The following is a 24,458-nucleotide window of genomic DNA, read 5'->3' on the forward strand; positions in this document are numbered from 1 at the left end:
GACCGCCGACTCCGGGCCGCCGGGACTTCAACCTCAGGTCACCACCGTCGTCGCCGCCCACCGGCCGCCCTCCCCCGGGACGGGCAGGCCGCCTCTACTTCGCTTGTGCCCTTTCCGTACCGACAAGCCGCCAAGGACTCTTCAATGGATGCCATCTCCTTGGGCATCGGCGTGCTCATCGCCGTTGTCCTGCTCATCGTCATCGCCATCGCCTTCGTCATCACCCGGCTGTTCCGCAAGGTCGAGCAGGGCAAGGCGCTGATCATCTCCAAGACCAAGAAGGTCGACGTCACCTTCACCGGAGCCGTCGTCCTGCCCGTGCTCCACAAGGCCGAGACGATGGACATCTCGGTGAAGACGATCGAGATCCGCCGCGCCGGGCGCGAGGGTCTGATCTGCCAGGACAACATCCGCGCCGACATCCAGATCACCTTCTTCGTCCGGGTCAACAAGACCGTCGAGGACGTCATCAAGGTCGCACAGTCCATCGGCACGGCACGGGCCAGCGACAAGGTCGCCATCCAGGAGTTCTTCGCCGCGAAGTTCTCCGAGGCGCTCAAGACCGTCGGCAAGCAGCTCGACTTCGTCGACCTGTACACCAAGCGCGAGGAGTTCCGGGACCGGATCATCCAGGTCATCGGCACCGACCTGAACGGCTACCACCTCGACGACGCCGCGATCGACTTCCTTGAGCAGACCCCGATGGCCCAGCTCGACGGGGCCAACATCCTGGACGCCCAGGGCATCCGGAAGATCACCGAGCTGACCGCGATCGAGCACGTGCGGACCAATGAGTTCCAGCGCACCGAGCAGAAGGAGATCACCCGGCAGGACGTCGACGCCCGCGAGACGATCCTGGAACTGGAGCGCCGGCAGGCCGAGGCGGAGATCAAGCAGCGCCGCGAGGTCGAGGTGCTGCGGGCCCGCGAGGAGGCGGCGACCGCCCGGGTGCAGGAGGAGGAGCGGCTCGGTTCGCAGACCGCGTTCATCAAGACCGAGGAGCAGCTCGGCATCCAGCGCGAGAACCAGTCGCGGGAGATCGCCGTCGCGCAGAAGAACCGCGAGCGCGTCATCGCCGTCGAGAGCGAGCGCATCGAGAAGGACCGGATGCTGGAGGTCATCGGGCGCGAGCGCGAGACCGAGCTGAACCGGATCGCCGCCATGAAGGAGGTCGAGGCCGAGCGCCGCGAGGTCGCCGACGTCATCCGGGAGCGGATCGCGGTGGACCGCACGGTCGCGGAGCAGGAGGAGTCGATCCTCACCCTGCGCGCCGTCGAGGACGCCGAGCGGTCCCGCAGGTCGGTCATCATCGCGGCCGAGGCGGAGGCCCAGGAGAAGCTGGTCAAGGACATCAAGGCGGCCGAGGCGGCGGAGGCGGCCTCCACCCACCTGGCGGCCGAGCAGCTCACACTCGCCGAGGCCCGGCTCAAGACCGCGGACCTCGACGCGCAGGCCAAGCTGCGGCTCGCCGAGGGCATCCAGGCCGAGACGGCCGCTCCCGGGCTCGCCGCCGTACAGGTGCGGGACGCGGAGGCGGACGTCACCGAGAAGGCCGGTCTCGCGGAGGCCGAGGCGACGGCGGCCCGGCTCAAGGCCGAGGCGGAGGGCTCGCGGCTCAAGGCGCTCGCCACGGCGGAGGGCACCGCGGCCCAGGCGACCGCCGACGCGGCGGTCATCGGCGAGAAGCTGAAGGCGGAGGCCGCGGGGCTCACGGAGAAGGCGGCCGCGATGGCGGCGCTGGACGAGGCGTCGCGCGGGCACGAGGAGTACCGGCTGCGGCTCGACGCGGAGAAGGAGATCCGGCTGGCCGGCCTTGACGTGCAGCGGCAGGTCGCCGAGGCACAGGCGACGATCCTGGCGACGGGCCTGGAGAACGCCGACATCGACATCGTCGGCGGTGACTCGGTCTTCTTCGACCGGCTCGTCTCGTCGATCTCGCTCGGCAAGGCGGTGGACGGGTTCGTCGACAACTCGCAGACCGCGCAGGCGTTGGCGGGGCCGTGGCTGGACGGTTCGTCGTCCTTCACCGACGACATCAGCCGGGTGCTGGGCTCGTTCACCACGGGTGATGTGCAGAACCTGACGGTGTCGGCGCTGCTGATGCGGCTGATGGGGCCGGGGGCTTCGGGGGCGGCGTCGGGTCAGGTGCAGCAGTTGCTGGCGGCGGCGAAGGAGCTGGGGCTGGCGGATCTGCCGGTGTCGTCGCTGACGGGGGGTACGTCGGTGGCTCCGACGGCCACGACCGCGTCGCGGAACGGGGCGGGGGCGGGGGCCGGGGCCGGCGCCGGGGCGCTCGGGTAGCGCCTTCCACCCGGCCCGCCGGTCGAGGACGCCCCCCGGCCACTCCCGGCCCGTCCGCCGCGTGAGGACGAACCCCCGGCCACTCCCGGCCCGTCCGGCGCTTGAGGACGAACCCCCGGCCAATTCCAGCCCGTCCGGCGCTTGAGGACGGAACCCTCGGGCCGGGGGCCAGGACCGGGCGAGGGCGGCCACTCCCAGCCCGTCCGGCGTTTGAGGACGGAACCCTCGGGCCTGGGGGCCGGCGGTCTACGTTGTGCGTCCCGCCGGCGGGGGCGGGCAGGCACCAGGGGCCGACCTGCCCGTCAGGGCCGGCCCACCAGGCCGGGGGTTCCGTCCTCAAGCGCCGGACCGGCTGGGAACCCCGGCCCACCCACACACATCAAGGGCGGGCTCACCAAGCCCAGGGTTCCGTCCTCAAACGCCGGACAGGCTGGGTGGAGCCGGACCGAGCGGGTGCGGCCGGACCCGGCGCGGGGAGCCGGACCGAGCGGGTGCGGCCGGACCCGGCGCGGGGAGCCGGACCGAGCGGGTGCGGCCGGACCCGGCGCGGGGAGCCGGATCGGGCTAAGACGATGCACTACGTAGGGAGCCGTACGCATGGACAGCGACACCACCGCCACCGCCACCGCCACCGCGCCGCAGGGCACCCCGAGCGAAACAGGCGACGTGGACGCCGGTGCCTACGAGGTGCTGCGGCGGCGGCTCTCGGCGCAGGCCGGGGAGCTGGTGCGGCGGGCCGAGGCGCTCAACGTACGGCGGACCGAGGAGTTCGGCTCGACCGGGCTGCGGCTGCTCGCCACCGAGCAGCTGCGCACCGAGCGCGCCTCCGTGCCCCGCGATCTCGTCGCGGTGGGCGGCCAGTTGCTCTTCGGCTTCGAGCGCGGGCCGGACGCGCGCGGCGAGACCGAGGTCGAGGACGTCCTCCTCGTACGGGACTCCGCGCCGGCGGACGACGCCCCGGCAGCGGAGTCCGGTGCGGAGTCCGGTGCGGAGACCGGTGCGGAGTCCGGTGCGCAGTCCACCCTCCTCGACGACGCCGGTTTCCGGCGCGAGTTCTCCTCCCTCCACCGCTACTTCCGCGACGCCCGCCTGCTGCGGCTGCGCCGCGTCGACGGCAGGCTCCTCGCCGTCTTCCGGACCGGCGAGAACGCCGAGGACATCCGGGTGCTGCGCTGGGCGCTGGGACCGGACGGGTCGCCGGGGGCGTTCCTCGACGCTCAGGGCGAACGCGACCACGTCTTCCCGCCCTCCCACGACTTCGCGTGGACCGTGGCGGGGCGTGAGGCCCACGTCCCGGGACGCCATCCGCACATCGCCGTCGGCAAGGGCGGCGGGCTCTTCGTCGACACGCTCGGCGGCACCCTCACCGTCAAGGTCACCGACGACACCGAGTCACCGGACGGGATCTACGAGGAGCCCGTCGACGAGCCGTTGCAGTCGCTGGCCGACGCCGACGTCGAGTACGCGGAGGTCGGGCCACTGGTGCTGCTGCGCATCCGCCCGTACAAGGAGGACGCCTGGCGGCACCTGGTCTTCAACTCGCTGCTCGCCACCGTCCAGCGGCTCGACGGCATCGGCCCGTCCTGCCACCGGCTCCCCGAGGACCAGGGGATCATCTTCCCCGGCGGCTACTACCTCACCACCGGCACCGCGAAGACCTTCGATACCGCCGAGGAACTGACCGAGCCGGTCTTCGAGGGCGCGGTCCGCTCGCCCAACGGGGAGGACGTGCTCTACGTCTTCCGCTCCCGCGACGGGCTCCGCAGCCTCCTGCTCCCCTACAACCTGATCCGTCAGGAGGTCGCCACCCCGCTCACCGGACGTGGGCACGCCCTGCTGGACGACGGGACGCTGATCCTGCTCCGGGACGCCCCGGACGGGCCGGCGCGCGTGCACCCCTTGCAGCGCTGGGAGACCCCGTACGTCTCCGACACCTACGCCGCCGCCCGCCCCGCCGGGACCGGCCCGCTCGCCCGGACCGGCAACGCCGACCTGGTACGCGGGATCTCCGACTGTCTCGCCCTCGCCCACGGCGTACGGGACATGACGCCGACGATCGCTGTCTACGGGCAGCTCGCCGCCGACTGCGCCCGTGCCCAGGACCGGTACCACTGGCTGTCCGACCCCGACCTGGGTGCGCTCGACGAGCCGTTGCGTGAGCTGCGGGCCACCGCGCGGCAGGTGCTGGCCGAGTTCACCGCCGTGCAGGAGCTGACCCGGCGGGCCGCCGACGCGCTGGAGGAGACCGCCGCCCGCATCACCGCGCTGGTGCGCCGGGTGCGCGGAGAGGTTCCCGGGTCGGCGTCCGCCTGGGTCGAGCGGCTGACCGAACTCCGCCAGGCGCACGGCCACTTGTCGACGGTCGGCGACATGCGGTACGCCGACGTCGAGCGCGTCGCGGAGCTGTCGGCCCGGACCGAGGACGACATCGCCTCGGCCGCCCAGCGGGCCGTGTCGTTCCTCGCCCGCGAGGACGCGTTCGACGGGTACCACGCGGACATCGCGGGGCTCGTGGCCGACGCGGGTGCGCTGGAGACCGTCCGGGACGCGTCCGCCGTGACCGATCGGCTGTCCGCGATGACGGAGGGGCTGGCCACCGTCACGGACGTCGTCGCCGGTCTCGACATCGGCGACGCCACCGTGCGTACGTCGATCCTGGAGCGGATCGCGGAGGTGCTGGGCGGCGCGAACCGGGCCCGCGCCACGCTCGAAGCGCGCCGCCGGGAGCTGTTGTCGAAGGAGGGGCGGGCCGAGTTCGCCGCCGAGTTCGCGCTGCTCGGGCAGGCGGTGACGGGCGCGCTGGCCGCCGCCGGCACTCCAGAGACGTGCGACGACCAACTGGCCCGGCTGCTGCTCCAGCTGGAGAACCTGGAGTCGCGGTTCGCTGAGTTCGACGACTTCCTCGCCGAACTGGCCGAGCGCCGCACCGAGGTGTACGAGGCGTTCTCGGCGCGCAAGCAGACGCTCCAGGACGAGCGGGCGCGCCGCGCGGAGCGGCTGGCCGGGTCGGCGGGCCGGGTGCTGGAGACCATCGCCCGGCGGGTGGCCTCGCTGGAGGACCTCGACGCCGTCCACACCTACTTCGCCTCCGACCCGATGGTCGCCAAGGTCCGCCGGACAGCCGGCGAACTGCGCGAACTGGGCGATCCCGTACGGGCGGAGGAGCTGGACGGGCGGCTGAAGGCGGCCCGTCAGGAGGCGGGCCGGGCCCTGCGCGACCGCACCGAGCTGTACGCGGACGGCGGGTCCGTGATCAGGCTGGGCCGCCACCGGTTCGCCGTGAACACCCAGCCGTTCGACCTGACGCTCGTGCCCGCCGGGGACAAGGACGGGCAGGGGCACAGCCTCGCCTTCGCCCTGACCGGGACGGACTACCGGGCCCCGGTCACCGACCCGGCGTTCGCGGCGGCCCGGCCGTACTGGGAGCAGCTGCTCCCCTCCGAGAACGCCTCCGTCTACCGCGCCGAGCACCTCGCCGCCCGCCTCCTCGACGAGCACGGGGCCGGGACTCTCGCCGCGCTCACCGACGTCGAACTGGCCCGGCTGGTGCGGGAGTCGGCGGCCGAGGCGTACGCCGAGGGGTACACGCGGGGCGTCCACGACGAGGACGCCACCGCGATCCTGGCCGCGCTGCTGCGTCTGCACGCGGACGCGGGACTGCTGCGCCACGAGCCCGCCGTCCGCGCGGCGGCCCAGCTCTTCTGGGCGTGCAGCACCGATGAGGCGCTGCGCACCTCCTGGACGAGGCGTGCGGTCTCCCTGGCGCGCGCCCGCGACACCTTCGGGCTCGCCCCGGCCATCGACGCCCTCCAGGAGGAGTGGGCGGCGGTGATCGGCTCCCCGTCCCCGTCCGCGCCGGGTCACGCCGTCGCCGCCTACCTCTTCGAGGAGCTGACCACCGGGCCCGCCGGATTCGTCGTGGGCTCCTCGGTCCGCGCCTTCCTGGAGGCCTTCCACCGGGCTGTGGGCCCCGACGCGTACGGCGACGATCTCGCGGCCCTCGGCGACGACCCGGCCGCCCGGCAGCAGCTCGTGGAGGGCTGGCTCGCCCCGTACGCCGAGACGGCGGGCGCCGGCGGCGGACCCGGTCTCGACGGCGGCGACCTGGCGGAGGCCGTGGCGGTGGAGCTCAGCCCGGAGCTGGAACGGTACGTCTGCGACGCGCCGCTCACCGAGCGCCTGGAGGGCCTCCTCGGCGACCACCCGCGCATCGCGGGCGGCGGGGCCCTCACCGTACGGATCGACGAACTCCTCGCCCGTACCGCCGAGTTCCGCGCGCACACCGTGCCCGGCTTCCGCGCCTACCAGCGGCTGCGCACCTCCCTGGTGACCGCCGAGCGCGAGCGGCTGCGGCTGGACGACCACCGGCCGCGCGTGATGTCGGCGTTCGTCCGCAACCGGCTGCTCGACGAGGTGTATCTGCCGCTGATCGGCGACAGCCTGGCCAAGCAGCTCGGCACCGCCGACGCCGACCGGCGCACCGACTCGCAGGGGCTGCTGCTGCTCGTCTCGCCGCCCGGCTACGGCAAGACGACGCTGATGGAGTACGTCGCGGACCGGCTCGGCATGGTGCTCGTCAAGATCAGCGGGCCGAACCTGGGCCACGACGTGACCTCGCTCGACCCGGACCGGGCCCCGAGCGCCACCGCGCGCCAGGAGATCGAGAAGATCAACTTCGCACTGGAGGCGGGCAACAACACACTCCTCTACCTCGACGACATCCAGCACACCTCGCCCGAACTGCTCCAGAAGTTCATCCCCCTGTGCGACGCCACGCGCCGTATCGAGGGCGTGCGGGACGGCGAGCCGCGCAGCTACGACCTGCGCGGCAAGCGGTTCGCGGTGTGCATGGCGGGCAACCCGTACACCGAGTCCGGCGAGCAGTTCCGGATCCCCGACATGCTCGCCAACCGGGCCGACGTCTGGAACCTCGGCGAGGTCCTCAGCGGCCGGGACGACGTCTTCGCGCTGAGCTTCGTGGAGAACGCCCTGACCGCCAACCCGGTGCTCGCCCCGCTGGCCGCCCGGTCCCGGGACGACCTGGCGCTGCTGGTGCGGCTGGCGGGCGGAAGCGACCCGGCGGCGCGTGCGGAGCACCTTGAACACCCGTACAGCGCTGCCGAGTTGGATTCCATCCTGGCCGTGCTGCGCCATCTCCTCACCGCCCGGGACACCGTGCTCGCCGTGAACGCGGCGTACATCGCCTCGGCCGCGCGAACGGACGCCACGCGCACCGAGCCGCCGTTCCGGCTCCAGGGCTCCTACCGCAACATGAACAAGATCGCCGAGCGGATCGTGCCCGTCATGAACGACGACGAGCTGTCCGCCGTCGTCGACGACCACTACGCCGGCGAGGCCCAGACGCTCACCACGGGGGCCGAGGCGAACCTCCTCAAGCTGGCCGCCCTGCGCTCCACGCTCACCGCCGAACAGGCCGAGCGGTGGGCGGCGATCACCGCGTCCTACGTCCGCACGCAGGCGCTCGGCGGCCCGGACGGCGACCCCATGACGAGGGCGGTGGCCGCGCTCGGTCTGCTCGCGGACCGGATCGCGGCGGTAGAGACGGCGATCCAGCGCGCGGCGGACCCCCGGCACCTGCTGGCGGGCGGACCGCAGGGATCGGGGGAGGGGCGCCAGGGCCCGGGGGACGGACCGCAGGGATCGGGGGACGGGCACCAGGGCCCGGGGGACGGACACCAGAGCCCGGTGGGCGGGCTCAACGACCGGGCGGCTCCGAACCACCATGCGAAGATCGCCAACACTCCACACTGACCGGGGAGACCGAGCCGGAAGGATCACGGCATGCTGGGTTTCGTGCCTCCACTTCCTCAGCAGCCGGGACGCCCGCCGTCGGCCGGCCACATGATCGTCTGCGGCGACGACGCCCTGGCGCGCCGGCTCGCCGTGGAGCTGCGCTACGTCTACGGGGAGAGGGTCACCCTGCTCCTGCCCCCGGGCCGGGAGGCGAACAGCCCGGAGACGCCACTGACCCAACGGGGGCGGGCGGCGGCCCTGTTCGGCCGGATGTCGGCGGCGATGAACCGCGCGGGCCACGGCAACGGGACGGCCGGGGACGGCAGCGCGACGGCCGGGGGCAGCAGCGGCGACACCAACGCCGGGGTCGAGGCCGTCCGCATCATGGAGGCCCCCGAACCGTCCGACGACGTACTGGAGGAGGCGGGCGTCGACCGGGCCGCCGCCCTCGCGCTCGTCTACGACGACGACGAGCGCAACATCCGCGCCGCCCTGACCGCCCGCCGCCTCAACCCCCGTCTGCGGCTGGTGATCCGGCTCTACAACCGCAAGCTCGGGCTCCACCTGGAGGAGCTGCTCGACCAGGCGGCGGCCGTCGCCATGCCCGGCATCGCCCCGGCGCTGCTGGACGCCTCCACCACCGTCCTGTCCGACGCCGACACCGCCGCCCCAGCCCTCGCCGCCACCGCCCTCACCGGCAGCAGCAAGATCATCCAGGCCGAGGGGCTGCTCCTGCGCGCCGCCGAACGCCCGCCGCCGCGCCCCGGCGAGACGGCCGACCCCGGTCTGTGCACCCTCGCCCTGCTCTCCTCCACCACCAACGACCCGGCGGGCGCGGAGGGTTCGGACAGCAGCGGCGACGAGGCCCCGCAGCTGCTGCCCGACGAGAGCGCCGTCGCCGCCGCGACGGGCCGGGGCACGGTGGTCCTCGAAGCGGTCAGCCGGGCCGACCCGGCCCGTCCGGCCACCCGGATGGGCGGCAGGGGAGCTCCGCTCTCGCAGGTCTTCTCCCGCAGGCTGCGCTGGTCGGCCCTCGGGGTCGCGGCTTCGGTGATCGCCCTGGTGATCGCGTCGGTCGTGACCACCAAGGACAGCGTGGTGCACTCCACCTATCTGACGCTGCTCGACCTGCTGGCGATGGGTGATCCGGCGGAGGGCGGCCCGGACGCCCGGCAGATCATCCAGCTCCTCTCCGGTATCGCCGGGCTCCTCCTGCTCCCGCTGCTGGTCGCCGCCGTACTGGAGGCGTTCGGCACTCTGCGCACCGCCTCCTCGCTGCGCCGCCCACCGCGCGGTCTGTCGGGGCACGTGGTGCTGCTGGGGCTCGGCAAGATCGGCACGCGCGTCCTCGTACAGCTTCGCGAACTCGACGTCCCCGTGGTCGTCGTCGAGGAGGACCCCGACGCGCGCGGCATCCCGCTGGCGCGCTCCTTGCACGTGCCGACCGTCATCGGCGACGTCACCCAGGAAGGCGTCCTGGAGGCGGCCAAGATCCGCCGCGCCCGCGCCCTCCTCGCCCTCACCAGCATCGACACCACGAACCTGGAAGCGGCGCTGTACGCCCGTTCGGTGAAGCCGGACCTCAGGGTCGCGCTGCGGCTGTACGACGACGAGTTCGCCACCGCCGTCTACCGCACCCTGCGCACCGCGCACCCCGGGGCCCTGACCCGCTCCCGCTCCGTCTCCCACCTGGCCGCCCCTGCCTTCGCCGGCGCCATGATGGGCCGCCAGATCCTCGGTGCGATCCCGGTCGAGCGCAAGGTCATGCTGTTCGCGGCCCTGGAGGTGGCGGGGCACCCCCAGCTGGAGGGTCACACGGTCGAGCAGGCCTTCCGCGCGGGCGCCTGGCGGGTCCTGGCCATCGACGCGACCCCGCCGGCCGACCGGGCCCCGGACCTCGCCGCGATTCCGTCGTACAGTCCGGACGGCGACGCGGAGCCGCTGCCGTCCGGACTGGTCTGGGACCTGCACCCCGGCTACGTCCTGCGCGCCACGGACCGGGTGGTGATCGCCGCCACCCGCCGGGGGCTCGCGGAACTGCTGCGACGGCAGCGGTCGGTGGCGCCGAGACGGTAGGGGCTCCGGGGTGGCAGGGGCGGGCGCCGGGGCGGCAGGTGCCCGACGGCACCCGGCCACCGGAAGCCGGCACCGGTTACGGTCACCCGGCCACCGGAACCCGGCACCGGCTACGGTCACCGGGCCACCGGAACCCGGCACCGGTTACCGTCACCCGGCTACCGGAACGCGCCCATCGCCTCCCGCACCTCGTCCAGCGTGGCCTCCGCCAGTGCGTTCGCCCGCTCGTTGCCCGCGCGGAGCACCGACCGTACGTACGTCAGGTCCTTCGCGTACTCCGCCCGCCGGGCCCGGAAGGGGGCCAGGTGGCTGTTGACCGCGTCGGTCACCGTCCGCTTGAGAGCGGCGGCTCCGCCGCCGCCGATTCCCGCCGCGACCTCGTGCGGGTCCCGCTCCAGACAGAGGGCGGCCAGCAGCACCAGGGACGAGACGTTGGGGCGGGCGGCGGGGTCGTAGGTGATGTGCCGGTCGGCGTCCGTGGTCGCGCCCTTGATGAGGCGGGCCGTCTCGTCGGCGGTGGCGCCGAGCGGGACGGAGTTGGCCCGGCTCTTGCTCATCTTCGTGCCGTCCGTACCGAGCAGCAGGGGCGCGGCGGAGAGCATGATGTCCGGTTCCTGGAAGACGGCGCCGTACCGCTCGTTGAAGCGGCGGGCGATCGTCCGGGTGACTTCCAGGTGGGGCGCCTGGTCCCGGCCGACCGGAACCAGGTTTCCCTTGCAGGACAGGATGTCGGCGGCCTGGTGGACCGGGTAGGTGAGCATCAGCCCGCTGACCGTGGACTGCCGGGAGTGCGCGATCTCGTCCTTGACCGTGGGGTTGCGGTTCAGCTCCGCGACGGAGACGAGGCTGAGGAAGGGCAGCATGAGCTGGTTGAGCGCGGGGACGGCGCTGTGGCAGAAGACGGTGGACCGGGCGGGGTCGATACCGAGGGCCAGATAGTCCAGGAGCAGCCCGTCGGTGTACTCCCCCAGCCGCTCGGCCGTGTCCCGGTCGGTGATCACCTGGTAGTCGGGGATGAGGACGATGACGTCCACGCCGAGGTTCTGGAGGCGGACCCGGTTGAGCAGGGAGCCGAAGTAGTGGCCGAGGTGGAGAGGGCCGGTGGGACGGTCCCCGGTGAGGACCCGGAAACTGCCGGGATCCCGGGCGATGCGGCGCTCCAGCTCGGCACCGGGGAGCTCGGCACCGGGGAGCTCGGCACCGGGGAGCTCGGTGTGGGCGGGTGCGGCAGGGGCGGCCGGGGTGCTGGTCATGGGATCGGGTCTCTCCTCGCGTGGATGTTGCGTGGAGGACGGCCCCGCCGGTGAGCGCCGCTGCGCTTCGTCTCCGTGTCCGCGCCGTACGAGAGCGCTGTACGGGGCAGCGAAAAGGGCCGTCCATGTCGAACGGCCCTGGTTCCGTGCAGATGCTGTGGCCGCTCCTAGGAGGAGCGCCACCAGTTTCGGCACAGGACGGAGGTCATGGGCCGAGTGTAGCGGCCGCAGGGCGCCGGGCCGTGTGGAACAGGCAGGAATAGGCGGGAGGGGGGTCCCGTTGTAGGGTGTAGTTCAACGTTCAACCAAATCGGCCAGGGCTTCGATCCACAGCTTCGGAACGGAGTTTCGGACCCACGGCCGGGACTCAGGAAGGCGGACGCCATGCAGTTCGGGATCTTCACCGTCGGGGACGTCACGACCGACCCGACCACCGGCCGGACCCCCACCGAGAACGAGCGGATCAAGGCGACCCTGGCCATCGCGCAGAAGGCCGAGGAGGTCGGCCTGGACGTCTTCGCGACCGGCGAGCACCACAATCCGCCGTTCGTCCCGTCCTCCCCGACGACCACCCTCGGCTACATCGCCGCCCGCACCGAGAACCTGATCCTGTCCACGTCCACCACGCTGATCACCACCAACGACCCGGTGAAGATCGCCGAGGACTACGCCACCCTCCAGCACCTCGCGGACGGCCGCGTCGACCTGATGATGGGCCGGGGCAACACCGGGCCGGTCTACCCCTGGTTCGGCAAGGACATCCGCCAGGGCATCCCGATGGCGATCGAGAACTACGCCCTGCTGCACAAGCTGTGGCGCGAGGACGTCGTGGACTGGGAGGGCAAGTTCCGTACGCCGCTCCAGTCCTTCACCGCCACCCCGCGCCCGCTGGACGGCGTCCCGCCGTTCGTCTGGCACGGCTCCATCCGCTCCCCCGAGATCGCCGAGCAGGCCGCGTACTACGGCGACGGCTTCTTCCACAACAACATCTTCTGGCCCATGGAGCACACGAGGAAGATGGTCGACCTCTACCGGCGCCGCTACGCCCACTACGGGCACGGCACCGCCGACCAGGCGATCGTCGGACTCGGCGGTCAGGTGTTCATGCGCAAGAACTCGCAGGACGCGGTACGGGAGTTCCGCCCGTACTTCGACAACGCGCCGGTCTACGGCCACGGCCCGTCCCTGGAGGACTTCACCCGCGAGACCCCGCTGACCGTGGGCTCCCCGCAGGAGGTCATCGAGCGGACGCTGGGGTTCCGGGACGCGGTCGGCGACTACCAGCGCCAGCTGTTCCTGATGGATCACGCGGGGCTCCCGCTGAAGACGGTCCTGGAGCAGCTCGACATCCTCGGCGAGGAAGTCGTGCCGGTGCTGCGCAAGGAGTTCGCCAACCTGCGGCCGGCCGGAGTGCCCCAGTCCGCGCCCGTCCACCCGGCGGTCGCCGCCGCCCGAGCCCCTGGAAAGGAGGCCTGACCCCGATGTTCGCCACCACCCCCCTGCGCATCGTCGCCGTCTCGGCCGGGCTCAGCCAGCCGTCCTCCACCCGACTGCTGGCCGACCGGCTGGCCGCCGCCGCCCGCGAGCGCCTCGCGGCCGAGCAGGACCGGAACGTCGAGGTCCAGGTCATCGAGGTCCGCGACCTCGCCGTGGACATCGCCCACCACCTGGTCAGCGGCTTCCCCTCGGCCACGCTGCGGGAAGCGATCGACGCGGTGACGGAGGCCGACGGGCTGATCGCCGTGACGCCGGTGTTCACCGCCTCGTACTCCGGTCTGTTCAAGTCGTTCTTCGACCTGATCGACAACACCGCGCTGACCGGCAAGCCCGTGGTGATCGCCGCGACGGGCGGGACTGCCCGGCACTCGCTGGTCCTCGAGCACGCGCTGCGCCCGCTCTTCGCCTACCTGCGGGCCGTCACCGTGCCCACCTCCGTCTACGCGGCCTCGGAGGACTGGGGCTCCTCGGGCGACGAGTACACCGAGGGCCTGCCGTCCCGGATCCGGCGCGCCGGCGGCGAGCTGGCCTCCGCGGTCCTGGGCCGTACGGTCTCCGGCGCCGCGCGGGCCCCGGGCCTGGACGACGGGGAGGACGCGGTCGTCCCGTTCGAGCAGCAGCTCGCCGACCTGCGGCTGGACTGATGCCGTGGGGGTGGTTCACCCCGAACCGCCCGCACTTGTCCGATGTGACTACAGTGAGATCGAACGCTGTACAAGCGGGACAGAACGGACCGCACTGTACGGACTCACCGCACTGTACGGACTCACCGCGCTGTACGGGTCTCACCGTGCTGTACGGGTCTCACCGTGCTGTACGGACTCACCGCGCTGTACCGACTTGGAGGCAGATATGGGCAGGATCGTTGTGGGCGTCGACGGCTCCGACTCCTCGATCAAGGCGCTGCACTGGGCGGTGCGCCAGGCCGAGCTGACCGGCGCCTCGGTGGAGGCCGTCAACAGCTGGGAGTACCCCGCCACCAGCTGGGCGTCGATGATGCCGGGCATGCCGGAGGACTTCGACCCGCAGGCCCTGGCCACCGTCTCCCTCACCGAGGCGCTGGAGGAGGCCCTCGGCGCCGAGGGGGCCGCCGCGGTCACCAAGGTCGTGGTCATCGGCAATCCGGCCCAGGCCCTGCTCGACCGCGCCCAGGGCGCCGACCTGCTCGTCGTGGGAGCCCGCGGCCACACCGGCCTGAAGGCCACCCTGCTCGGCTCGGTCAGCCTCCACGTCACCCAGCACGCGCCGTGCCCGGTGACGGTCGTACGCGACTGAGCCGCAGCTCCCGACGTACCGACGTACGCGACCGAGCCGCAGCTCCCGTCATACCGACGTACGCGACCGAGCCGCACCTCCCGTCATACCGACGTACGCGACCGAGCCGCACCTCCGGTCCGGTCGCACCCGATCGAGCCTTCCCGCCGGTCAGGAGACAGAGGGGCCGTTGTCAGTGGCTGCTCCTATCGTGTGGTCATGACCCCTGCTCTCTTCGGGCGCGACCACCCCGCAGGCGTCCTCCGCTCGGAGATCGCCCGGGCCACGGACAGCCACGGCGGTCTCGTGCTGGTCACCGGCGAGGCCGGGATCGGCAAGAGCACGCTCGTCACCGACGCCGCCCACGAGGCACGGCGGCGCGGGGCGCTGGTGGTCGGAGGCTCCTGCTGGGACTCGGACAACACCCCCGGGTACTGGCCCTGGGTCCAGATCCTGCGCGGCCTGCGCCGGTCCGCCACCGCGGCGGAGTGGGCAGCGGCCCAGGAGGCGTCGGACGGCCGGCTCGCCATGCTCCTGGGCGACCCGGTCAGGGTGGCCATGGGCGGCACGGACGGCCCGGGGCCCACCACGCTGCCGGCCCCGGGCTCCGCCGGTGGCCCGGGCCCCGACGGGGCGCACGGCGGCGGGCCCGGCACGGAAACGGGCACGAGCCCGCCGGGCGACGGTCCGCCGGAGGGGGCCGAGGCCTTCGGACTCTTCGACGCGGTGACCACGGCCCTCGTCACGGTCTCCCAGAGCCGACCGCTGGTGGTCGTCCTCGACGATCTGCACAGCGCCGACCCGGCCTCCCTCCGCCTGCTCGAATTCGCCGCCCAGCACGCCTGGTTCGAGCGGCTGCTGCTGATCGGCACCTACCGGGACGTCGAGGTGGAGGCCCCCGGGCATCCGCTCCAGCAGCTGATCCTGCCGCTGGTCTCGCGCGCCGCCGCGACCCTCACCCTGACCGGCCTCGGCCGGGACGAAGTAGGGGCGCTGATGACGGTGACGACGGGCCGCGAGCCCACACCGCGGCTGATCGACGAGGTCCACCGGCGCACCGGCGGCAACCCCTTCTTCGTCGAACAGACCGCCCGGCTCTGGCACAGCGGGAGCCCGGTCTCCACCATTCCGCCCGGCGTGCGGGAAGCGGTCCGCCGACGGCTCGCCCTGCTGCCCGAGCCCGTCGTCTCGCTGCTGACCAGCGCCGCCCTGCTCGGCCGGGAATTCGGCCGTCAGGTCCTGGCCGTGGTGCACGGCGCGCCGGTCCCCCACGTGGAGCGGCTGCTGGAGCCCGCCGCCGTCGCCCGGGTCGTCGTCCCCCGCCCCTTCGGACAGTACGCCTTCGCCCACGACCTGCTGCGCGAGACGCTGTACGCCTCGCTGGACGACGCCGAGGCCCGTGAACGCCATGCCGCCGCCGTACGGTCCCTGGACGCGGGCGCCGGCCTCGGCGACGCGGTACGGCCCGGCGACCTCGCCCGGCACGCCCACCTCGCCGGCGAGGCCCTGGACCGCGACCGCCGGATCGACCTGCTGCTGGCAGCCGCCCGGGACGCCTCGGGACGCCTGGCCGACGAGGAGGCCTCCGGCCACTACCGGCGGGCACTCGCGGTGGCCGAGGCGGGCCCGGCGGGTGCGGGAGGTGCGGCGGGCCCGGCGGGTGCGGGGGACCGGGGTCCGGACCTCCGGCGTGCCGCGCTGATCGGTCTCGACCTCGCCGGGCAGCTCCGGCAGGCGGGGGAGACGGCCGAGGCGGAGCGGCTGCTGGACCGGTCGGTCGCCCTGGCCCGGGAGCTGGACGAACCGGAGCTGCTGGCCCGGGTGGCGATGACCATCCACCGGGACGGGTCCTTCGGCGGCCACGGCGCGGCCACGGCGGGCCTCCTCGCCGAGGCCCACCGCAGGGTCACCGGCAAGGAGGGCCAGGAGGGGCTCTCCGACGACCGGCTCGCCCAGGAACTGGCCATCCACATCATGGCGCTGGCCCGGAGCGGCTCGGACGACGAGGCGCTCGCCTTCTCGCTCTGGGCGCGCCACGACTCCGTGTGGGGTCTCGGCTCGGCGGAGGAGCGGCTCGGGCTGACCGACGAGATGACCGTCGTCGGCCGGCGCACCCAGCACCAGGACATGGAACTGAACGCGACGTCCATGCGCTGGGTGACGCTGCTGGAGCTGGGCGACCCGGCGTTCCTCGACCAGTTCCGGGCGTTCGTCCGGCTCGCCGAGCTGACCGAGCTGCCCCGGTTCGCCCTGGGGGTCGCCGTCGACACCAGCCTGATCGCCTCCATGCAGGGCCGGTTCGCCGAGGCGTCCACCGCGCTGGAGGACGACGCGCTCAGCCAGGAGATCGGCGACCACGCCTCCTTCGGCTTCATGGGGTATCACCTGCGCTGGGCGATGCACCTGCTCCGGGGCCGTTTCGCCGAGGCCGAGGAGACCCTCGGCGAGCTTCCGGGCTCCGGGTATCCCTATCCCGGGCTGCTGGAAGCGGTCACCGCGGCGGAGCAGGGCGACGCCGCTCCCGCGCTGCGCCTGATCGCCGAGCACGCGGACCGCGCCGCACCCTATCCGCGGGCGTTCATGCCGCTGTGGCTCCGGCTGCTGGCCCAGACGGCCGCGATCACGCGCGACCCGCGGCTCATCACCCGCGCGGAGGACGAGCTGACGCCCTACACGGGCCAGTGGGTCGTCTCGCTGTACGGGTGCGACATCGGCGGCCCCGTCGACCTCTGGCTCGGGATGCTCGCCGCCGCGCGCGACGACCAGGACGCGGCGGTGGCGGCGCTCACCGAGGCCGCCGCCTCCTCGGACCGCCTCGGCGCCCGCCCCTGGGCCGTACGCGCCCGGCTGTGCCTGGCCCGCGCCCTGCTCGCCCGCGCCGACGCGGCCGGTGCCGCGACAGCCGGTGCCGCGACAGCCGGTGACGCCGGGCAGGCCCGTCGGCTCCTCGGTGAAGTGGAGCGGGAGGCGGGCGAATTGGACCTGGCCCACATGGAGACCGAGGCCGCGGCCCTCCGCACGGCCCCGCCCACCACCGCCCCCACTGCTGCCACCGCTACAGCGATCGACGCCTCCACCGGCCCCCACCCGGCCACCAGCACCACCACCGCTTCCGGTCCCGCCGTCCCGCCGGACCAGGGTCAGGGCCACCACCAAGGCCAAGACCAGGGCCAGGGCCAGGACCAGGGCCAGGACCAGGTCGCGGCCCCGGGCCGGGGCCAGGGCACGGCCGACTCGTCGGCGGGGACCCGGGCGGTGCCGTCCGCCGAGTTCCGGCGGAACGGGCCGGTGTGGCAGCTGCGTTGGGCCGGGGTGACCGTGCACGTCCCGGACGCCAAGGGCCTGCGGGACCTGCACAGCCTGCTGGGGCTGCCCGGCGCCGACGTCCCGGCCGTCCGGCTCCTCGCGCCCGAGGGCGGGGACCTCGTGATCGCCGCCGGGCAGCTCGGCGGCGATCCGGTGCTCGACGAGGAGGCCAAGCGCCGCTACAAGGAACACCTGGCCCGGCTGGACGCCGAGATAGACCGAGCCGCCGCCCGGGACGACGCCCGGGGGGTCGAGACATACGACCGGGAGCGGCAGGCCCTCCTCGACGAGCTCCGCACCGCTGCCGGGCTCGGCGGCCGGACCCGCCGACTGGGCGACCAGACCGAGCGGGCCCGCAAGACGGTCACCGCCCGGATCCGCGACACCCTGCGGAAGCTGGACACCCTGCACCCCGCGCTGGCGGCCCACCTGAAGGCCTCCGTGACGACCGGGACCACCTGCGCCTACCGCCCCGAGCACACCCCCGACTGGCGACTCTGACCCGAGCCGCTACGCCTCTTCGCGGCTGCTCCTCTGCTCCTCGACGACGACGTCGGCGACGACGCACGCCACGTTGTCGGGTCCGCCCGCCTCGCGGGCCAGTCCGACCAACCGGCGTACGGCCTCCTCCGGATCCTCCGCCGCGATGACCGCGGCCCTCAGCTCCGCCTCGTCCACCACTGCGGACAGCCCGTCCGAACAGAGCAGATAGCGATCCCCGGCCATCACCTCCCGCAAGCTGACGTCGGGGCGGCTCGCCACGGCCACCGGGGCGGACCGCGCCTCCCCGACCAGCGCCTTCAGCAGCAGCGCGGGCCCCGGGTGGGAGGCGGCCTCCTCCCTGCTCAGCGAACCGTCGTCGATCATCGACTGGACCAGGCTGTGGTCATGCGTGATCCGGAACAGCTCCCCGCCCCGCAGCAGATACGCCCGCGAGTCCCCGATGTGCACGAGGCCGAGCCGCGATCCGGTCCACAGCATCGCGGTGAGCGTGGTCCCCGAACCGTCCGGGGCCGCACAGGCCGCGACCGCGTCCCGGACCGCCCGCGAAGCGGAATACGCCGTGTCCTCCAGGGCGTTCAGCAGATCCGCCACGGACAGCGCACCCTCCCGGGCGCCCCACGCGGAGGGCTTGAGCGCCTCGATCGCCGCCGTACTCGCCTCGGCCCCGCCCTCCCCGAAACCGTCGGCGACCGCCAGCAGCCGTGGCCCCGCGAACGCCGCGTCCTGGTTCGCCGTACGGACCGCTCCGGTATCGGTCAGCGCCGCACACCGGATCACGAGCGGCCCCGCCCCCACACCGCTACCCGTGTCTCCTGTGTTCCCCGTGTTGCCTGTACCCCCAGTACCCCCCGTACGCCACGTACTCCCCGTACTCCCCGTACTCCCCGCGCTCCCCGCGCTGCCCACGCTGCCCGTGTTGCCCGTGTTGCCCGTGTTGCCCGTGTTGCCCGCCATTCGCGACATGCCCCTGCCCTCCGCTGACAGATGGTCGACGAGGTACATCGCCAGATCGCGCCGGGCCGCCGTCTCGGCCTCCACCCGCGCCCAGTAGGCCCGGATCTCCACGGCCGCGGCACCCGCGTCGAGCGCCACGACCCGGCCGATCCGGCTCAGCGGCATGCCGATCCTGCGCAGCCACGCCACGAGCCGGGCCCCCTCCGCCTGCGCCGGGTCGTAGTACCGGTAACCATTCACCGGGTCGACCAGGGCGGGCCGGAGCAGCCCCAACTCGTCGTAGCGCCGGAGCGCCTTGGCGGAGAGGCGGGACAACCGGGCGAACTCCCCGATCGTCACCAGCTCTCCGCTCGCGGCGCCCACCGCGCGGCCTTCGCGTCCCACCCCGTACCTCCTCGTACCGGGCGCCTTCCGCCCGGCCCCACCGATCCTGGGGCTTCCCCCGCGGGGAAGGTCAAGGTCACACGGGACGGATACGTCCGCGGCGCACGGGCGGGCGAACCTCCCCGCCACGGGTCACTTCCGGTTGTAGAGCCGCATCGTCACCGCACCGAAGACCACCAGGAGCACCCCGGACCAGCCCAGCGTCCAGGCGATGTCGGAGGCCGGCCAGTTGCCCTGCATCAGCTCACGCACCGCCGTGCCGAGGTGGGTGACCGGGCTGTTGTTCACGAAGACCTGGAGCCAGCCCGGCATCGTCTTCGGGTCGACGAAGACATTGCTGAGGAACGTCAACGGGAAGATCACCATCATGCTGACGCCCATCACCGACTTCTCGGAGCGCAGCAGCAGCCCGAACATGGTCCAGATCCAGGAGAACGAGAACGAGAACACGATCAGCAGAGCGACACCGGCCAGCACACCGAGCACACCGCCGTCCGGACGGAACCCGATGATCATGCCGACGGCGAGCATCACCGCCGACGCCAGCAGATAGCGCAGGACGTCACCGAGCAGATAGCCGACCATCGGAGCGGGCCGCCAGATCGGCAGCGTGCGGAACCGGTCGAAGACGCCCTTGGCTATGTCCGTGTTCACCGCGATACCCGTGTACATCGTGATCATCACGACGCTCATCACCATGATGCCGGGCAGCAGGAACTGGATGTACTCCTGCGTGGAGCCGGCCAGCGCCCCTCCGAAGAGGTACGTGTACATCAGGACCAGCATGATCGGGAAAGCCGTCACGTCGAAGAGCTGTTCCGGCACATGTTTGATCTTCAGCATGGCGCGCCAGCCGAAGGTCATCGATGCCGACAGGGCGCTGGGCCTCGGTGGGCGCTCCTGGCCCACCAGGAGCGCCGAGAGGCGTTCCTGGTCCGGCGCGGCGAGCTCGACGCCCTCCAGCTCCGTCTTGGCGGTCGCGGTGCTCATGCCGCCACTCCCTTCTTGTCCGTGAGTGCGAGGAAGACCTCGTCGAGGCTGGGCTGTCCCAGCGAGAAGTTGTCGACCGTGATGCCGCGACGGGCCAGCTCGGCCAGGGCACGCCCGGCCTGCTCCGCGGCCCCCTGCTCGGTGCTCTGCCCGTCGACCCGGGCGGTCAGCGCCACCGGGTCCGCGTCCAGCTGGACCTCCGCGTCCAGCGCGAGCGCCAGCACCTGCTGCGCCTCGACCCGCTGGTCGGCGTCCCGCAGCCGCAGATGGACGGTTCCGGCGCCGACGGACGCCTTGAGCTCGCCCTTCGTCCCCTCGGCGATGACCTTGCCGTGATCGATCACCGCGATCCGGGACGCCAACTGGTCGGCCTCGTCCAGATACTGGGTGGTCAACAGGACCGTGGTGCCGTGGGCGACGACCGCCCGCACGATGTCCCACACCTGGTTGCGGCTGCGGGGGTCGAGTCCGGTGGTCGGCTCGTCCAGGAACAGCACATCCGGGGTGTTCAGGATGGACGCGGCGATGTCGATGCGCCGCCGCATGCCTCCTGAGTAGTTCTTCACCTGCTTGCCCGCCGCCTCGCTCAGCCCGAATCCTTCGAGCAGCTGGGCCGACCGGTCCCGGGCCGCCGGCTTGGAGTGGCCGAGCAGCCGGGCGAGCAGGACGAGGTTCTCCGCCCCGGTCAGATCCTCGTCCACCGAGGCGTACTGCCCGGTCAGGCTGACCCGGCTGCGGACCGCGTCGGCTTCCTTCACGACGTCCTTGCCGAACACCCGGGCGGTGCCGCCGTCCGGGCGCAGCAGGGTCGCGAGCATGCGGACGGCGGTGGTCTTCCCGGCACCGTTGGGTCCGAGGACGCCGTAGACGGTGCCGGTGGGGACGGCGAGGTCGATGCCGTCCACCGCGCGGTTGTCGCCGAAGACCTTCACCAGCCCCGTGGTCTCGATGGCCAGTTCAGTGCTCATGATCCATTCCTTGTGGTTCGTCGGAGGAGGTCGGTGATCCGCGTCTGGTTCGGGGAGCTCATGAGACGTACGGGCGGACGGCGCGCGCCTCGCGCAGGGCCCAGCCCCACCAGCCGAGCTGGTCGAGCATCAGCCCCACGGACCGGTCCCGGCCGGTGTCGCCGGGGTGCCCCTCCAGCGGCTGCCGAAGGAAGTCGAGCGCGACCCCGTTCCTCAGGGTCACCGTGTGCAGCTCGGTGAAGACCGACCGCAGCTGCTCCACGGCATACAGCCCGGCGGAACCGTGGCCGTAGCTCACGAAGGCGACCGGCTTGGTCTGCCACTCCTCATAGGCGAAGTCGATGGCCTGCTTCAGGGAGGCGGGGAACGAGCGGTTGTACTCGGGGGTGACCACGACGAACGCCTCGGCCCTGGCGATCTCCCCGGTGAACTCCGTCATCTGCTCGGTCGCCCGCCCTGGGTAGTGCACGGGGAAGTCGTAATCGGCGAGATCCAGCACGGCGAGATCCAGCTCGCTCCGGTCCTGGGCCCGCTCCATGAACCAGCGGCCGACCGCATCGCCGATGCGGCCCTCGCGGGTGCTGCCGATGATCACCGCGACACGCAGGGGGAGGCTGCTCCCCGCGTCCCGCCGCCCGCCGGCGCTCTCGTCCGCGCTCCCACCGCTGCTCCCGTCCGTCGTCATCACTCGCTCCTCCTCCCGCGATCTCCGCCGCCCCCCGGACCTCCGGGCCTCCCGTCCGGCCCGGCCCGTTCCGCTCCCTCACCTCTTGGGCGCCAGACGCGGGGGCGCGGCCGCCAGATTGAATCTGGCGGCCGCGCACGCGGTCGGAAAGAACCGGAACCAGAAGAACCGGAACCCGGTCCCGGACGGCGGACGGCGGACGGCGGACGGGATTCAGCTCTCCCGCGTGTAGAACGCGTAGAACGAGACGCAGAGGACGCCCGCCCCGACCACCAGACCCAGAACGGTCGACCTCAGCACGCTGGTGTCGGTGAGGCTCACCAGGAAGCCGATGGCGCACGCGGTCAGCGCGCCGTACACGGCTGCCCGCAGTTCGCGCGGCAGCGAGCGCTGGATCCGGCCCACCACGAAGCAGAGGACCGCCAGAGCGACACCGGAGACGAGCCCCAGCAGGACCTGCCCGCCGGTGCTGGGACCGCCGTCGCGACGGATGAACGCCGCGTAGAACCCGTAGGCCACGCCGAGCGCCAGGGGCAGTGCCCAGGCGAGCGGGGTGTGGTGGCGGGGCCGCGCATGGGCGCGGGAACCGCTTCGGCCGGGCATGGCTGCATGTGTGGCCATCGCGGACAGCTCCTTCCGTCGCCCCCGTCGCACGCCCCCGTTCCTCCAGAGCACACCCGACCGCGCCGCCCGGCAACTCGAATGGCGTACGGCCCGGAGCGGCCCGGCCCCGTACGCGATTCCCTGGAGGGGTGCGGACCTCTTCCTCGGCGATTCCGGCGTCCACCGCGGCCTTCTCGGCGCTCCTGCTCGCTCTGCTCACCGTCCTCGTACCGCTGAGCGCGCTCTCCGCCTGGGTCGACCTGGAGATCGACGACACCGACCGGTACGTCGCCGCCGTGTCGCCGCTCTCCTCCGACCCGGCGGTGCGGAGCACCGTCGCGGACCTGGTCACCGAGGAGGCGATGCGGCAGATCGATCTCGGGCCGCTCCAGGACACGGTCCGGGAGTTCCTGCACGAGACCGTGCGGTCGTTCACCACCACCGAGGCCTTCCGGAACGCCTGGGACACCGCGAACCGGACCGCCCACAAGGCCGTGGCAGCCGCCCTGGACGGCGACAGCGGGGAGGCCGTGACGATCGATCTGGCCCCGGTGATCGACCAGGTCAAGCAGGATCTGGTCCGTGACGGCGTGCCGTTCGCCGACCAGATTCCGGTCGAGCGGACGGAGATCACCGTGCTCGGCCCCGGTCAGGCCGACGACCTCAGGAACTCGTTTCGCTGGCTCTGCTACTGCAGCATCTGGCCGGCCGTCGCCACGCTGGTGTTCCTCGTCCTGGTGGTGGGCATCGCCACCGTACGGCGCGGGCCGCGGGCCGGGCTGTGGGCCACCGGGACCGTGGGGGCCGGATTCGTGCTCGGCGCGATCGCGCTCCGGGTGCTGGTCGCGGTCGGCCGGAGCCGGGTGCTGGACGAGGTGCCGGACAGCGACCGGGACGCGGCCGCCGCCGTGGTCGACGCTCTGACCGCCTCCCTGCGGACCACGTGGTGGGCGGTGCTGGCGGTCGGTGCGGCCCTGCTCGTGGGTGCGGTGCTGGCCCGGGTGCTCCTGCGGAGCAGACGGTCCGCGGCCGACGTGCGATGAGACGGCCCCGGGGTGAGAGTGGGACCCTGACCGCCGCCGAGCGACCCGGGAGAGGCGTCATGGCCGACCGCGACATCTTCGAGAACATCGACGACCTGGTCTCCGAGGAGCGCGACCTGCGCGACCGCTCCGTGGCGAAGATGGGCCTGTCCACGGACGAGAAGGCCCGGCTGCGGGCGGTGGAGGTCCAGCTCGACCAGTGCTGGGACCTGCTGCGCCGACGACGGGCGCTCAGCGAGTACGGCGAGGACCCCTCGACGGCGAAGGTCCGCCCTGCCGACGAGGTGGAGGGCTACCAGAGCTGACCAGGGCCGGTCCCGGGGCACGCCCGGGCAGAGGACCCGGGGTGCGCCTGGGCAGAGGGCCCAGGGCGCGCGTGGGGCAGAGGGCCCGCGGTGTGCGTGGGGCGGCCGGCCCGGTGTTTCACGTGAAACACCGGGTGGCGGCCTCAGCGCTCCGGCGGTTGTCCCTGAAGGCGTTCCATCTCCCGGCGGTCGCGCTTGGTCGGACGGCCCGTGCCCCGGTCCCGTACGGGGACCTGGATCGCGATCTCGCGGGGCGGCGGGGGCGGGCTGTTGTCGACGAAGCACTCCACGGCCACCGGCGGGCCGACCCGCTTCTTCACGATCTTCGAGACGACGACCACCCGGTCCCGCCCCGCGTGCCGGAGCCGCACCTCGTCGCCGACGCGTACGGCCTGGGCGGGCTTGGCCCGCTCGCCGCCGACCTTCACATGTCCCGCCCGGCAGGCGGCGGCCGCCTGGGCACGGGTCTTCGTCAGCCGGACCGACCAGATCCACACGTCGACCCGGACGCTTCCCTCCGCCTGCGGCGCGTCACCGGAAACCATGGGTCCGACTGTAATGCGGACCGGTGGTGGGTGGGC

At 72.9% G+C, this 24,458-nt stretch carries 16 protein-coding genes; 9 read left to right on the forward strand and 7 right to left on the reverse strand.

Going from position 1 to position 24,458, the window contains the following annotated elements; all coding sequences use genetic code 11:
• The first annotated feature begins 144 nt into the window (after positions 1 to 144).
• The 3 genes from ACH4KB_RS16375 (at position 145) to ACH4KB_RS16385 (ending at position 10,131) form a co-directional block, all read left to right on the forward strand.
• A complete protein-coding gene (locus ACH4KB_RS16375) occupies positions 145 to 2,301 on the forward strand; it encodes a flotillin family protein (RefSeq protein WP_398066624.1) in 2,157 nt (718 codons plus the stop codon).
• Positions 2,302 to 2,898: 597 nt separating this feature from the next.
• Positions 2,899 to 8,073, forward strand: coding sequence for a DNA repair ATPase (locus ACH4KB_RS16380; RefSeq protein WP_398066625.1), 5,175 nt, complete (start codon positions 2,899 to 2,901; stop codon positions 8,071 to 8,073).
• Positions 8,074 to 8,103: 30 nt separating this feature from the next.
• Complete coding sequence (locus ACH4KB_RS16385) at positions 8,104 to 10,131, forward strand: NAD-binding protein (RefSeq protein WP_398066626.1); 2,028 nt, start codon at positions 8,104 to 8,106, stop codon at positions 10,129 to 10,131.
• 158 nt (positions 10,132 to 10,289) lie between these two features.
• On the opposite strand, the gene trpS is transcribed toward ACH4KB_RS16385, so the two are convergent.
• Positions 10,290 to 11,384, reverse strand: a complete 1,095-nt coding sequence (gene trpS / locus ACH4KB_RS16390; RefSeq protein WP_398066627.1) for a tryptophan--tRNA ligase — start codon at positions 11,382 to 11,384, stop codon at positions 10,290 to 10,292.
• A gap of 384 nt (positions 11,385 to 11,768) precedes the next feature.
• Between trpS and ACH4KB_RS16395 the strand changes: the two genes are divergently transcribed.
• The 4 genes from ACH4KB_RS16395 to ACH4KB_RS16410 all read left to right on the forward strand — a co-directional run bounded on the left by ACH4KB_RS16395 (position 11,769) and on the right by ACH4KB_RS16410 (position 17,942).
• Positions 11,769 to 12,860 (forward strand): LLM class flavin-dependent oxidoreductase, encoded by a 1,092-nt coding sequence (locus ACH4KB_RS16395; RefSeq protein WP_398066628.1) that lies wholly within the window; start codon positions 11,769 to 11,771, stop codon positions 12,858 to 12,860.
• A 5-nt stretch (positions 12,861 to 12,865) separates the two neighbouring features.
• Entirely contained in the window at positions 12,866 to 13,525 is a 660-nt protein-coding gene (locus tag ACH4KB_RS16400; RefSeq protein ID WP_398066629.1) for a CE1759 family FMN reductase, read from the forward strand.
• A gap of 208 nt (positions 13,526 to 13,733) precedes the next feature.
• Entirely contained in the window at positions 13,734 to 14,156 is a 423-nt protein-coding gene (locus tag ACH4KB_RS16405) for a universal stress protein (protein WP_398066630.1), read from the forward strand.
• Between the two features lie 198 nt (positions 14,157 to 14,354).
• Positions 14,355 to 17,942, forward strand: coding sequence for an ATP-binding protein (locus ACH4KB_RS16410; protein WP_398066631.1), 3,588 nt, complete (start codon positions 14,355 to 14,357; stop codon positions 17,940 to 17,942).
• Positions 17,943 to 17,951: 9 nt separating this feature from the next.
• Here ACH4KB_RS16410 and ACH4KB_RS16415 read toward each other — a convergent pair whose 3' ends face one another.
• The 5 genes from ACH4KB_RS16415 to ACH4KB_RS16435 form a co-directional block, all read right to left on the reverse strand.
• Positions 17,952 to 19,283, reverse strand: coding sequence for a MerR family DNA-binding transcriptional regulator (locus tag ACH4KB_RS16415; protein WP_398066632.1), 1,332 nt, complete (start codon positions 19,281 to 19,283; stop codon positions 17,952 to 17,954).
• Positions 19,284 to 19,415: 132 nt separating this feature from the next.
• Positions 19,416 to 20,273 (reverse strand): ABC transporter permease, encoded by an 858-nt coding sequence (locus tag ACH4KB_RS16420; RefSeq protein ID WP_398066633.1) that lies wholly within the window; start codon positions 20,271 to 20,273, stop codon positions 19,416 to 19,418.
• A complete protein-coding gene (locus tag ACH4KB_RS16425) occupies positions 20,270 to 21,241 on the reverse strand; it encodes an ATP-binding cassette domain-containing protein (protein ID WP_398066634.1) in 972 nt (323 codons plus the stop codon). Before ACH4KB_RS16425 ends, ACH4KB_RS16420 begins: the two co-directional genes overlap by 4 nt.
• 58 nt (positions 21,242 to 21,299) lie before the next feature.
• Positions 21,300 to 21,926: an NADPH-dependent FMN reductase gene (locus ACH4KB_RS16430; RefSeq protein ID WP_398066635.1), complete on the reverse strand. Its 627-nt coding sequence runs from the start codon at positions 21,924 to 21,926 to the stop codon at positions 21,300 to 21,302.
• 213 nt (positions 21,927 to 22,139) lie between these two features.
• Positions 22,140 to 22,547 carry a hypothetical protein gene (locus tag ACH4KB_RS16435; protein WP_398066636.1) on the reverse strand — a complete coding sequence of 136 codons (408 nt, stop codon included), beginning with the start codon at positions 22,545 to 22,547 and terminating at the stop codon, positions 22,140 to 22,142.
• Between the two features lie 131 nt (positions 22,548 to 22,678).
• Here ACH4KB_RS16435 and ACH4KB_RS16440 point away from each other — a divergent pair, with 131 nt between their 5' ends.
• Together ACH4KB_RS16440 and ACH4KB_RS16445 are read left to right on the forward strand one after the other, a co-directional pair.
• On the forward strand, positions 22,679 to 23,572 hold the full coding sequence (locus ACH4KB_RS16440) for a hypothetical protein (protein ID WP_398066637.1): 894 nt from the start codon (positions 22,679 to 22,681) through the stop codon (positions 23,570 to 23,572).
• Positions 23,573 to 23,631: 59 nt separating this feature from the next.
• Positions 23,632 to 23,877 (forward strand): DUF2630 family protein, encoded by a 246-nt coding sequence (locus ACH4KB_RS16445; RefSeq protein WP_398066638.1) that lies wholly within the window; start codon positions 23,632 to 23,634, stop codon positions 23,875 to 23,877.
• 143 nt (positions 23,878 to 24,020) lie between these two features.
• Here ACH4KB_RS16445 and ACH4KB_RS16450 read toward each other — a convergent pair whose 3' ends face one another.
• Positions 24,021 to 24,422 carry a S4 domain-containing protein gene (locus ACH4KB_RS16450; protein WP_018957216.1) on the reverse strand — a complete coding sequence of 134 codons (402 nt, stop codon included), beginning with the start codon at positions 24,420 to 24,422 and terminating at the stop codon, positions 24,021 to 24,023.
• Positions 24,423 to 24,458: the final 36 nt, after the last annotated feature.

The organism is Streptomyces sp. NPDC017520, assembly GCF_044329855.1.
Lineage (GTDB): Bacteria > Actinomycetota > Actinomycetes > Streptomycetales > Streptomycetaceae > Streptomyces.